This is a genomic window from Limnoraphis robusta BA-68 BA1 (assembly GCF_034932365.1).
GTDB classification, from domain to species: domain Bacteria; phylum Cyanobacteriota; class Cyanobacteriia; order Cyanobacteriales; family Microcoleaceae; genus Capilliphycus; species Capilliphycus robustus.
This window is the reverse complement of record NZ_JAYGHR010000075.1, coordinates 68,658-81,784: the sequence shown is the minus strand read 5'-3', so window position 1 is coordinate 81,784 and position 13,127 is coordinate 68,658. Positions and strand designations below refer to the sequence as shown.

Here is a 13,127-nt window from a genome sequence, read left to right as displayed (position 1 = left end):
ATCCCCTACATTTGAATGAACAATAATTGTCACCTTGGATAAAAACACAATCAAAATCGGATCGCTAGAATGGTTTTATCGGGAAGCCAAAGCGGAACAAACAGATAAATCTCCTGTTTTACTGTTACATGGGTTAGTGTCTCAGAGTTACAGTTGGGTGGTATTGATGGAAGAATTAGCCGCTAAAGGTTATCGGGCGATCGCACCAGACTGGATCGGATCGGGGTTTTCTTCTAAAGCAGATAAACGGGATTTTGCTTATACTCCCGATGCGTTTTTGAAGGCGTTATCGGAGTTTATTGAAACGTTAGAACTGAGTCAATTTAATCTGGTTGTACAGGGTTTTTTAGGGTCAGTGGGTTTACAATATGCGCTCAAAAATCCTGATAAAATAGATCGTTTAATTGTTCTGAATACGCCTGTTTCTCCTGCGGCTAAACTTCCCTGGAAAATTAAACAAATGGGTTTACCGTTTGTCGGGGATATGATGGTACAAGATCCGCTACTCGTTGATCGAACCTTGGAAGGGGGAAGCGGTTATGTGATCGAAGATAAAGATTTAGATGTTTATCGTCGTCCGTTTTTGAAAAGTTCAGCTTCGGGGCGATCGCTATTAGCAACGATTAAAAATCTCAAACTGAAAGAAACGATGGCGGAAATTTCAACAGGGTTTAAAACTTGGCAACATCCCACTCAAATTATTTGGGGAGTTGCTGATCCTTGGTTGAGTGTTGAACAAGCCCAAGAATTTGCGAATTTAGTTAGAGGTTCGGAGTTGGTGAAGTTAGAAAAAGCCGGACATTATCCCCAAGATCATTGGGGGAAAGAAATTAGCGAGTCGTTGTTATTGTTTTTGAGAAAACAAGCCGTTTAAATCTAGCGTTAATCCCCCGTAGATTTGCTTAAATATCCCCCCTAGCCCCCCTTGAAATATCCCCCCTAGCCCCCTTGAAATATCCCCCCTAGCCCCCCTTAAAAAGGGGGGAATTGTAGAGAGATAGGTGGGCTGAAAATCGCCGTTTGTCAGGGAAATTAAGAAAAAAAAGTCCCCCTTTTTAAGGGGGATTTAGGGGGATCAATCTTCGTGATTTGCTTAAATATCCCCCCTAGCCCCCCTTAAAAAAGGGGGGAATTGTAGAGAGATAGGTGGGCTGAAAATCGCCGTTTGTCAGGGAAATTAAGAAAAAAAAGTCCCCCAAATTACCCCCAATGTTGGGGGTCATGGGGGCAGGGGGATTTAGGGTGATCAATCTTCGTGATTTGCTTAAATATCCCCCCTAGCCCCCCTTAAAAAAGGCAGGGCCGTTTCATTCTAAAATTTTGCGATCGCTAAACCTTTGATGGGGGGCAAGTTTTAGGCTCTATTTAAACAGAAAATATCAAAACTGTTGAAATAATCCTCCTTTTCTTTACAGAGAAAGGCTTTTAAGATTTGGCGATCGCATTTTTGAACCGAGAATGAAACAGCCCTGCCTTAAAAAAGGGGGGAATTGTAGAGAGATAGGTGGGCTGAAAATCGCCGTTTGTCAGGGAAATTAAGAAAAAAAAGTCCCCCAAATTACCCCCAATGTTGGGGGTCACGGGGGCAGGGGGATTTAGGGGGATCACTCTTCTAATTCCCTAAACTAACTCGCCTTAACAATAGCAAGAGAATGATCGAGGGCGATCGCATTTCCGTAGGGACTTAAATTCGCCCAAAGGGGAGAAAAGAAACGGTTGTGAAGTTCAATAACCTGAGCGAGATTTGTCACCAATTCAACGTTATCATAACCCTGTGCGGCTTTACGCCATGCGGTTAGGGTGAGATTTGTACTTCCTTTAAAAGCGATCAAACCATCAATTACAATTAACTTTTGATGGGGAACAGTCGCCCAATTGTTAGCATCATAAACGGCTTTCAGTTGTAAATTGGGGGATTCTTGGCTGTAGTTTTGGAGTTCATCCCGCAGCCAAAGTTGATCGGAAGTGAGGGCGATAATTCCTCGAACGGGTATTTTTTGAGCAACCAATTTCAACGTTAATAAAAAGTCTCGACTGATTCCAAAACTATTAATATGAACAAAAGATTGGGCTTGGTTGAGACTGTCTAAAAGAGCGCTAACGGGTGGATAATAGCGGTTGTTTGGGTGCATTTTTTGAGCGATGGAAGCGAATTTTTTGCCGTGTTCGATGATATTGTCAAACTCAATATAGAGGTTTAAGGCTTTATAATGATTGCGAAATTTTTCGTATTTTTCAGCCCGGTTTTCGCCGGAAACAACCGTCTCTACCCCACAAACCGGACAGGGAATATTACCCTTTTCATTACAGGGGTGAATAGAGGCCAGCAACCCCAAACACTTCTGACAATGGGCGCGAGGGGGTTGTAAATTCAGCAGGGTTTGCAAGTCAAAGCCGAATTTATCTTGAGAAGAATTGAGAGAATACATAATTAAATATCCTGAACGTTGACAATTTCATTTTGATTAATCTCTCGCAGAATTACGAGTGTAAATAGGGATAAGATTTGGGGAAGTCTTCCCAACCGTTTGGGGGAAATGGGGAAGTGAGTTTTCCCTATTTTCCCTGTTCAACTTTGTTAGAGTCCGCTACAGTAGGAATAAACCAATTTTGGGAGAGTAAAACCATGTCAGATAAACGTTTAAAGTTGACTCCGGGAGAAAGACAAAAACTGAAAGAACTCTATAACGAGAAAAAATTCAATCAAGAGGAACTTGCTGATCAAGCGGGTATTTCTCTGGATACTCTCAAGCAAATGTTGGGGACAAAGGGAGACAAAGATTTAGTGAATAAATGGGATATTGAGAAAGTAGCTGAGGCTTTGGGCTGTCATCCGACTGAATTTATGAATCCTGAACGTTGGAATATTGAAAAAAGCAAATACACGGGAAGATTTCAGGGATTAATTGAGGAAAAAATACGCAAGTTTGTAGGGCGAGAGTTTGTTTTTAAGGCGTTTGAAAAATTTATCAAAACTCACGATAGAGGATATTTTACTGTAGTGGGCGATCCGGGTGAAGGAAAAAGTACAGTTGCGGCGAAATATGTGAACGATCATCCCTCTTGTCTCTATTATTTCAATGTTTATACTGATAGTCAAAATCGAGCGGATCAATTTCTAGAATGTATTTGTCAGCAACTAATTTGTGAGTACGGGTTGGAAGATTATCAACCGAACTCGTTACCGCAAGAAGCCAAAGAAGATGGCAACTTTTTAAAGAATTTACTTCAGAAAGTGAGTGATAAACTCAAACCCCATGAAAAAAAAGTAGTGATTGTGATTGATGCTTTGGATGAAGTCAATATGAGTCATCAACAAAACGGTTTCAATATATTGTATTTACCTCGATATTTACCCAAAAGCGTGTATTTTTTGCTTACTCGTCGTCGAGAGTTAGAAACCCGGTTGTTGTTTGAAACCCCTCAAGAGATCTTTGATTTCAAGGACTACACCATGAACAGTCGAGAAGATATAAAAAAATATATTTATCTCTTTTTTGAAGATGAATTTAAAAACTCGTTATATGAGTGGATTGGTAATCAAAACCTAAACAAGAAGGAGTTTATTGATACTTTGGCGGAGAAAAGCGAAAATAACTTTATGTATTTGAGGTATGTGTTACCGGAAATTGCCAAAGGTTATTATCAAAATTTACAGTTAGAAAATCTACCCCAAGGTTTAACGTCGTACTACGAAGACCATTGGCGGCGAATGGGAATGCAGGATAAACCCTTACCGAAGTTAAAGATTAAGATTGTCTATATTCTCGGTGTGTTGCGTAAACCCGTTTCTCGTCAGTTAATTGCTAAATTTGTGAGTGTAAAGGATGAAATAATCGTTCAAGAGGTACTCAATGAATGGTCACAGTTTTTGCATTATAGTCAAATTCAAGGACAAACTCGCTATAAAGTTTATCACGCTAGTTTTGCTGATTTTCTCTCCCGCAAAGAGATGATTGAAGCCGCAGGAATTGAAATTACAGAGATTCATGGATCGATAACGAATGCTTTGTTAGAAGATTTGGATACAACTGAAGACGAGGACTAAAACAATGGGTAAAATTGGCAACTGGTTGGCGAGAAAAACCGAAGAAGATAGAGAGTTTGTTTTAACCGAACTTATTTATCACCTGGTTGAAAACTCTCAGTTCCGAGAGGTGCATCGCTTTCTAACTGATTTTGAGTTTATGCAAGCCAAAATAGAAGCGGTGGGAATACAAGCGTTAATTGAGGATTATCAGCAAGTTGAACATCTGGAAACTGACGAAACCTTGAGACTGCTACAACGAACTTTTGAACTATCGGCTCATGTTCTTAATAAAGATACAAATCAACTCGCCAGTCAACTCTGGGGACGACTTTTATTATATGAAAATAATCCCCAAATTCAACAACTTTTGCAACAAGCAAAACGATGTCAAACCTCACCTTGGTTGCGTCCAACTGCTCCTAATTTAACACCACCCGGAGGAGCGTTAATTCGGACTCTTGTTGGACATGATGCTCTAGTTTCAGCAATCGCTATCACTCCTGATGGCTTAAAAATTGTTTCGGGTTCAGATGATAAAACTATCAAAGTTTGGGATTTAGCAACGGGAAAAGAACTACTGACTCTCAGTGGACATGAGGATGGGATAACAGCATTAGCTATCAGTCCTGATGGGTCAAAACTGGTTTCAGGTTCCGAAGATAAAACAATCAAAATCTGGGATTTAACAACTGGAAAAGAACTGTTAACTCTCAGTGGGCATGATAATTTGGTATCAGCAGTTGCGATTAGTCCCGATGGGTTAAAAGTTGTTTCGGGTTCATGGGATAAAACTATCAAAGTTTGGGATTTAGGGACTGGAAAACAACTGTTAATTCTCAGTGGACATAATTCTTGGGTAAGAGCAGTTGCGATTAGTCCCGATGGGTTAAAAGTTGTTTCGGGTTCAAGTGATAATACTATCAAAGTTTGGGATTTAGGGACTGGAAAAGAACTGTTAACTCTCAGTGGGCATGATAATTTGGTATTAGCAGTTGCGATTAGTCCCGATGGTTTAAAAATTGTTTCGGGTTCATGGGATAAAACTATCAGAGTTTGGGATTTAGCGAGTGGAAAACAACTATTAGCTCTCAGTGGACATAATTCTTGGGTAACTACAGTTGCGGTGAGTCCCGATGGGTTAAAAGTTGTTTCGGGTTCAAGTGATAATACTATCAAAGTTTGGGATTTAGGGACTGGAAAACAGCTATCAACTCTTAGTGGACATGATAGAATCGTATCGGCAGTTGCGATTAGTCCCGATGGGTTAAAAGTTGTTTCGGGTTCATGGGATAAAACTATCAAAGTTTGGGATTTAGGGACTGGAAAACAACTGTTAATTCTCAGTGGACATAATTCTTGGGTAAGAGCAGTTGCGATTAGTCCCGATGGGTTAAAAGTTGTTTCGGGTTCATGGGATAAAACTATCAAAGTCTGGGATTTAGCGAGTGGAAAACAACTGTTAACTCTCAGTGGACATGACTATCAGCTAGAGCCAGTTGCGATTAGTCCCGATGGGTTAAAAGTTGTTTCGGGTTCATGGGATAAAACTATCAAAGTTTGGGATTTAGCCACAGGAGAAGAATTATTAACTCTCAATGGGCATAGCAGTTTTGTAAAGTTAGTGGCTATCACTCCCGATGGTTCAAAGTTGATTTCGGGTTCAGAGGATAAAACTATCAAAGTTTGGGATTTAGCCACAGGAGAAGAATTATTAACTCTCAATGGGCATAGCAGTTTTGTAAAGTTAGTGGCTATCACTCCCGATGGTTCAAAGTTGATTTCGGGTTCAAGCGATAAAACTATCAAAGTTTGGGATTTAGCGAGTGGAAAACAACTGTTAACTCTCAGTGGACATGATAATTTGGTATCGGCAGTTGCGATTAGTCCTGATGGCTCAAAGTTGGTTTCGGGTTCAAGTGATAATGCTATCAAACTTTGGGATTTAGCCACAGGAGAAGAATTATTAACTCTCAATGGACATAGCAGTTTTGTAAAGTTAGTTGCTATCACTCCCAATGGGTTAACAATTGTTTCTGCTTCATCGGATAGAACGGTGAAACTTTGGGACTTAAAGACAGGACAAGAAATAATCAGCTTAATTGGAGATAGTGCTTTTTCTTGCTGTGCGATTAGTCCCGATAATCAAACAATTGTGGCGGGTGATAGTTATGGAATGTTACATTTTCTGCGGATAGAAGGCTTGGACGTGAACGGCGTTGATTGAACTGAATACTTATTCAATGACATCGGATACTTTACAGCGTTAAACGGGAGAGAATGACAACAGATTCAAGCTTGAACATCAGGAAAATTGTCTTGATTTTGATGATGCGAGGGTTCAGCAAACCGAGAACCCCCATCACCTTGTACGGGAGGTTCAGGCTTGAAAAATCGACAAATTATTACTGTTTCAATTTGAGGTAAATTCATCACAGAATTCACCTGACTGAATACACTAGAACTCATCACCGCAGTCAAAAATAGTAGATTGATAACAGTTTTAAATTTCATCATATCACCGCGTAACTCTACTATTTATTCAGAGGAAACCGGTAAATTTTATGCAAATCTCGTTTTTCGTGTGACAGTTATTCCTCTGGACTGTGGCGGGGTTAGTAAGGTAATAATGATAGAGTAGAAAAAATAAAATCCTCAGAAAATTCCCCTTCGCCTTTTAGGAGAGGGGGTTAGGGGGAGAGGTAATAGAGAAATAAAATCCTCAGAAAATTCCCCTTCGCCTTTTAGGAGAGGGGGTTAGGGGGAGAGGTAATAGAGAAATAAAATCCTCAGAAAATTCCCCTTCGCCTTTTAGGAGAGGGGGTTAGGGGGAGAGAGAACTTAGATAAAATTTGCGTTATAATAACTTCCGAAGGAGTTGATCAATATGTTGTCGGGTTTGCTCGAGTTGAAAGTTTTCATTGGCTTTTTGGTAAGCTTCAGTCGCAACATGAGTCGCTAATTCGGGATTTTGATAGCAACTATTAATTACGTTAGCGAGTTCTTGCGAGTTTCCAGGGGTAACAAGCCAGCCTGTTTTTCCGGGATTAACTAATTCGACTACACCGCCCGCAGCAGACGCCACAATGGGAGTTTTACACAGCATTGCTTCAATGATAACCCGTCCAAAAGGTTCGGGAGAGGTGGAAGTATGAGCGACTAAATTACAAGCGGTCATCAAGGGTACAATATCGGAACGAAACCCTAAAAATTTAACTCGGTTTTGGAGTCCTAAATCATCTACTTGTTTGTGGAGTTGTTCGACATATTCTTGCTCTCCAAACAGTGCATCCCCAACGAAAAGAGCAATAACATTTTCAGGACATTGGGTTAAGGCTTCTAATAAAATATGTTGTCCTTTCCAGGGAGATAAACGGCTAAAATGACCGACTATAAATTTCCCTTCTAGTTGAAATTGTTGTTGAATGGTATTAACGTCTGAAGTTGCCGCTTGATATTTTTCGGGTTGAAAACCATTATAAACAACTTGAGTAATTTCTAATCGTCCTCCCGATTCTAGAAAGGCAGTGCGAGTCGCTTCAGAATTGGCAATGACTAAAGAGGAACGGTTCGCTAATGTCACTGCAATGCGGCGATTTGTTGTACTAAAATGATCGGCGTTGAGAATATCTCGTAGATGATAAACCAACGGACGACGACTGAGAAAACTAGCTAAAGCACCGACAACTAAAGCTTTTTGAGTGTTTGCATAAATAATATCATAATTTTTGGCGATTTTAGCAACATTTAAAACCAGGGGTGTAATTGAACTAAAACTGCTTAAGCTTTGGAGAATACCGCTATCTTTTTGGACGTTAATAGACTGATTTGTTATAATTTTAACGGGGATTTGTTGTTGTTCGAGTAAGTAGCGAAAAGCACCATCGGCAAATAAACCCACTAAGCAGTTTTCACGATAGAAAGAAGCTACATCAGCCAGAGAAAGTTCCGCACCGCCTAATTTACCACTTTGATCTAAAAATAGGATTTTCATGTTCTATCATTGGATGAGTTAAGCTAAAATTTTTAGTGATGTCTTAAACTGTTTCTCCAGAATACGCATTCTTTTTGATATTGAGAAAGTGAATCACAAAGGGTTGATAATTGTTCGGGGGAGAAAGATGATTTACAGTAATAGGGATGTTTAGGGATTCTAGAGGTGTAATCAAAAAATATTGTCAGTCTATCTGAGGTTATTGGTTTTTTACCTCGATGAAACACACAAGCTGGATCAACGAAAATAACTGTTCCGGCTGAACCACAACAGGATTTCCACTGAGTTTTAGGAACAACTTGCTGCATACGCTGTTCTTGAATATAGCTATAATTATACTGGAATTTATGAAATATTGAGTCAGTTAAATGTTTGGAGATGTATTGAAAAGGGCCAACATCAGGCGTGACATCATTCAAATAAATAATAATTTTTAGCATCCGCCGATCTTCTTTATCAAGATGCCATAATCTTGTTTTATTCTCGACGTTGTTTGCTAAATCTCGACGACAATAAACTCCATGATAGGCAACTGGAAGCTCAAGATAGTTTTCTACAATTTGTAGTATTCTGTTTTGTAAACCCCACCAAAAAATATGAGGTAATTCCATCAGTTTTTCACAAGATGTCTTAATCATATATGTTGATGAATGAAGAGGTAAACTTGCTAAAAGTGAAGGAATAATTTGGTGAGCGTCTTTAAGTAAGTTCGAGGTAGAAGGAATTGCTAACTGTTCTAAAGTAATGATAAAAATTCCATCTTGTTTTAGCCTCTGAACAACTGCTGAATCATCTACAATAAGAGTGGGTATCAATTGAGTATGCTGCTTGATATTGTTCTTGTATATCTGTTCTGATAGAGTTTTTAAGACTGGTGTTTGATCAATTTTAAATAGCACTCTATTTCTTATCTTATGGCAGCTTTGAAGGATTTGATGACGGCACTCTGAAATTGTGATCAATTCTTCGTCTCTCAGCATTTAGTCCAATCAATAAAACTTGATGTGTGACATCATTATCTCACACCGATAAGGATTTGTCTAACTTTTTGGGCGATGTGAAGCCAGTTAAAATGAGTAGAAGCATAGTTTCGAGAAGCATCAGGGGAGGGTAAAGAAATCTCACCTGTGAGAACAGCTTGGAGTTTAGATGTAATTGCTTTTACTGTTATGGAATCTGTTATTAATTCCGGGGAAAACGGCTCTAAAATTTCCGGCATTCCGCCTACAGGTGTACACAAAACGGGTGTTCCACTGGCCAGAGATTCGAGTAAAATTAATCCAAATCCTTCTAAAGCTTGTGAAGGAACAACGGTTAGATCAGCAGCTTGGTAAGCGATGGGTAATTGTTCATCGGGTAAGTAACCGAGAAATTTAACATGATGATTGAGTGAGAGTTCAGTGGCTTGTTGTTCTAATTTTTCTCGTAAAATTCCTTTCCCTGCAATGGCTAACCAAACATCAGGAATGTGAGATTTTAGATTCGCCAAGGCTTGCAATAATGGGCTAATTCCCATGCGATTAACTAAGCGACGAGGGGTAAAAAGAATGAAGCGATCTTGTGGAAAATTAAGCTGTTCACGGGCTTGTTGACGAGATAAGTTAGCTTGAAAGCGATGGGTGTCAACTCCGCCGGGAATCATGTTTATTTTACTCCAAGGAATGTGATAGTTTTGGTTTAAAATATTACCAAAGGCTTGACTCAAAACAATAAAGCGATCGCAATGTTTGTAGACTTGTTGTTCCATCCAATACTTTGACCAAACTCCTAGCTTTTTTGCGCCTTCACGTTCGCTTTCTAATGCCCAAGGGCCATGAAAAGTAAAGGTAACAGGGACATCTTTCGGGAAGCTTGAAAGGAGCGGTAAACTATACAGTGAAAAATGCAAGTTAATCGCATTAGGCTGAGTTAAATATCTGTTTTTGAAGTTTTTATGAGTTAACCAAAGTCGCTCTAAAAGTGAATGATTAGGTTCAGCTAAATTAGTCAGTTTTATGGGAGAGTTGGGTTCAACGGGTGGCAGTCCAACACCGCATAATTCAACGTTATCTCCTTGAGATACAAGCTGATGTGTCAGTTCATAAACATAGCGGTTTAGTCCGCCTGGCATTGTGGGAAACCAACCATTCCCAACACATAAAATAGATGAAGAAGATGTAGAATTGACCGGAGGATTCATATTTTATTTAATATTGATGGTAATCAAGTCCAATTTACTATCATTATCGATATTAAACCATAAGGGTGTACGCGATCGCGACAAAGGATAGTCCACCCCTTGTTCTTGAGCTTGATCACTCAGCAGACCTTCTGTTTCTCCCTCAATTCCACTTTCAACTAAGGAATTAACAAATAGAAAATTGGCTTCACTGCCAACACCTTCTCCAGCCCCTACAAACTGGACTAAATCTGAGTCCCCATCATTATCAAAATCAGCCCAGGCAGCACCATGAGTATCCGTCGAAGGTTTGAGGTTGTCTTGAAACACCTCTGAAGCGATATCCGTAAAGGTGCCATCCCCCTGGTTGAGATAGAGACTAATTGGATCAAAGTGATGACTTACCCACAAATCAGGTAAGGTATCCTGATTCACATCTCCCCAGGAAGCACCAAAACTGATGCCATTGACAAATTGAATTCCAGCCGAGTTAGTTGTTTCTATAAAGCGAATCATGGTTTAGTATTTATTAATAAAGTTAGTTTAGCTTTGGTTTGTCCGCACCTAGATTCTAGCATTTTTACTGTACATCAAAAAGCTAGATAGATCAACTAATCCAGATCGAAACTTTCTCGACTATAAATTTGTAATGCCACATCTTGCGTTATCTCAAAAATTGCTTTCTTTTCCTCTGGGGCTAGAGATTTACGACGAACTTTAAAGATGTCTGCGCTATTTCTATTAAAATCTTGAACCTGACCTTTTCTAGCCTCGGCTGATTGATTTCCCCGAGTTAACTTTATGATTTTATTCTCGACGGATTTAGACCAAGGTAAATTGAGCTTTTCATACAGATTTTTAAAAGTGGAGATTGGATTTTTACTCAGTTCTTCATGGGTAATTAGTTGCCAGTTTTGGTACTTACTCGCTTGTGCAAATAATACTTTATATGTTGCACGCCAATAGGCTGCTGCTGCTAATACGGGATCGGAGAACTCTGTCTTTATAAAGTCAATTTCATCTGAAAAGTAATCTTCAATTAAGTGCGGTTGATCGTTAATCTCGCCCAAATGTGGCCACCAATTGACTCGTTTTAGGCTTGCTACAAACGATAGGGGATGTTTGACAATAATAACGGGTTTTACTCCAAACTGAAGATAAAGATATTCGGTGAGAAGATTTCCAATTGGATCTTTAATAATTGCCGTTGTATGGAAGGGATTTAATTTAGCAAAACGAAGATAAAAAAGCCCCCGACTTCCAATCGCTTGTTTGATAATTTTTTTGCTCCAAGGATCATTTTTAGGAATTTTATTTCGGAGGGTGAACTCATAGCTAAAAATCGTTTTTGTGAGTTCATGGAATTGTTGCATTTCTGAAGTGTCTAAACTCGCTCTGATGTAGGGATACCAGCGATTCATTCCCGGAAGTCCACATTGGGGATTAAATGGCTCGTGAATATAGTCTACTTCCAATGATAAACTGAGTATTGTTCCGACAAAAGTTGTGCCACTGCGAATGATTCCAGTAACAAAAATCCAGTTTTTAATGCGATCAGGAGCAATTGTAATCATATCAATCTAAAAATATTCAATAATAGATTTTGAGAGGTTGAGTTTTTAACGATTGATTAACTCAATAATCAAAGGATGATCTAAAACTTGTATCTCTAAAAGTTGAGGGCTATCGTAAGTTTTTATCGGTTGAGTCGATACAAGGGGCTGATAGGTTCTTGCTTGCTTGAGCGACTTATTCAGGGTTAATGTTAATTTTCGAGGTTGAATCTCAATATTTTTCTTAGTCATCTGATCGAAACTGAGAACTTCTTGCCAAAGAATCAAGTAGAGTTTACCATCTTTTTTCTGTAAAAGAGTATGATGAATATTTTTAGTGTTTCCAGTGATTGTATACTGAAGAGTCTGAAGTGAAATAGGCTGAGAAACTTTTTGGGAAGTTTCTTGAAGTATCGCCATCAGATTTTTTAGGGCTATAAAGTCGGGTTTACGAGAACCATCATTTCGCAACAAACCATAATTCCAGTTTGGTTTTTTGGCTTCAACATCCGGTTTTAAATCAATCATTTCATAAGTATATGAGCGTTTTATTCCCCGATTAAAATACTCAAAAAATAGCCGAATTAGATATTTACTGGCAGCTAGTTCAGATACTCCTGGCTGATGGTTTAAATCAGTCTTTGTTACTAGATTATGATAACCGCATTCGGTAGCAATAATCGAGCGATTACCTGCAATAACTTGAGCTTGTGGAATCCATTTACTATCTAATTGACGAGTGGGTTGTTTACCCCCAGCGTAACTGTGCATATTACCAAAATCACAGGGCAGTAGACCCAGTTTAGCAGAATTATAAGGACGTCCTACAGAGGGACAAATAATATCAATCTCAGTTGTAGCTGGATCGGTCTTTAAGATTTTATATAGTTCTTGTTGAAACTGTTTTACTCCTTGGGGAAAACTCTTTCCTCGATACTGTAGAGATGAATTCAAATCCCACTCGTTTGGCCCTTCAACAGCTTCAACAGCATTCTTGACTTCCTTGACAATTTTTAAGGCTTCTTGTGGATTTTCGATGCGTCTAGGGTCCATAACAAGAGTTGACTTAATTCCGATTTTAGCTAACTCTTTAGTTCGCTGCAAACTGGTTTTACTTTTTAAAGAAAACCCTCCTCGAATATGTCTAATTCCCAACTCTTGTAATCGGGGTTTGATAATATCTTCATAGTTTTTATGATAAGGAGTATCTGTATAATTAAGATGCACAGCAACTCCAATAGAGTCTATAAAAGAATCCGCACTTGCCGCTTTTTCCATATAGGTTGAATGAGAAGGTTTTAACAACAGAGTAAATAGTCCCCAGAAAATCAAAGCTCCTGAAATCAAAAGCAGCAGATACTTGAATTTTTTATTTTTAAGAATTAAGTGAGTCAT

11 protein-coding genes are annotated in these 13,127 nt (G+C 39.0%); 3 read left to right on the top strand and 8 right to left on the bottom strand.

Annotated features, from left to right (window positions below; translation table 11 throughout):
- Positions 1–34 precede the first annotated feature (34 nt).
- Positions 35–874 (top strand): alpha/beta fold hydrolase, encoded by an 840-nt coding sequence (locus VB836_RS21820; RefSeq protein WP_323222496.1) that lies wholly within the window; start codon positions 35–37, stop codon positions 872–874.
- Between the two features lie 751 nt (positions 875–1,625).
- On the opposite strand, the gene VB836_RS21815 is transcribed toward VB836_RS21820, so the two are convergent.
- Entirely contained in the window at positions 1,626–2,429 is an 804-nt protein-coding gene (locus VB836_RS21815; RefSeq protein ID WP_323222494.1) for a phospholipase D-like domain-containing protein, read from the bottom strand.
- A gap of 197 nt (positions 2,430–2,626) precedes the next feature.
- On the opposite strand from VB836_RS21815, the gene VB836_RS21810 reads away from it, so the two are divergent.
- Together VB836_RS21810 and VB836_RS21805 are read left to right on the top strand one after the other, a co-directional pair.
- Positions 2,627–4,048, top strand: a complete 1,422-nt coding sequence (locus VB836_RS21810; protein ID WP_323222492.1) for a P-loop domain-containing protein — start codon at positions 2,627–2,629, stop codon at positions 4,046–4,048.
- A 4-nt stretch (positions 4,049–4,052) separates the two neighbouring features.
- A complete protein-coding gene (locus VB836_RS21805) occupies positions 4,053–6,254 on the top strand; it encodes a hypothetical protein (RefSeq protein ID WP_323222490.1) in 2,202 nt (733 codons plus the stop codon).
- Between the two features lie 65 nt (positions 6,255–6,319).
- Here the strand turns inward: VB836_RS21805 and VB836_RS21800 are convergent, their stop codons facing one another.
- The 7 genes from VB836_RS21800 to VB836_RS21770 form a co-directional block, all read right to left on the bottom strand.
- On the bottom strand, positions 6,320–6,544 hold the full coding sequence (locus tag VB836_RS21800; protein ID WP_323222488.1) for a hypothetical protein: 225 nt from the start codon (positions 6,542–6,544) through the stop codon (positions 6,320–6,322).
- Between the two features lie 340 nt (positions 6,545–6,884).
- Positions 6,885–8,021, bottom strand: coding sequence for a glycosyltransferase (locus tag VB836_RS21795; protein WP_323222486.1), 1,137 nt, complete (start codon positions 8,019–8,021; stop codon positions 6,885–6,887).
- A gap of 32 nt (positions 8,022–8,053) precedes the next feature.
- Positions 8,054–9,001 (bottom strand): phytanoyl-CoA dioxygenase family protein, encoded by a 948-nt coding sequence (locus VB836_RS21790; protein WP_323222484.1) that lies wholly within the window; start codon positions 8,999–9,001, stop codon positions 8,054–8,056.
- 35 nt (positions 9,002–9,036) lie between these two features.
- Positions 9,037–10,200 (bottom strand): glycosyltransferase family 4 protein, encoded by a 1,164-nt coding sequence (locus VB836_RS21785; protein ID WP_323222482.1) that lies wholly within the window; start codon positions 10,198–10,200, stop codon positions 9,037–9,039.
- A 3-nt stretch (positions 10,201–10,203) separates the two neighbouring features.
- Complete coding sequence (locus VB836_RS21780; protein WP_323222480.1) at positions 10,204–10,695, bottom strand: FG-GAP repeat domain-containing protein; 492 nt, start codon at positions 10,693–10,695, stop codon at positions 10,204–10,206.
- A gap of 95 nt (positions 10,696–10,790) precedes the next feature.
- A complete protein-coding gene (locus VB836_RS21775; protein WP_323222478.1) occupies positions 10,791–11,753 on the bottom strand; it encodes a hypothetical protein in 963 nt (320 codons plus the stop codon).
- A 45-nt stretch (positions 11,754–11,798) separates the two neighbouring features.
- Positions 11,799–13,127: a hypothetical protein gene (locus tag VB836_RS21770; protein ID WP_323222476.1), complete on the bottom strand. Its 1,329-nt coding sequence runs from the start codon at positions 13,125–13,127 to the stop codon at positions 11,799–11,801.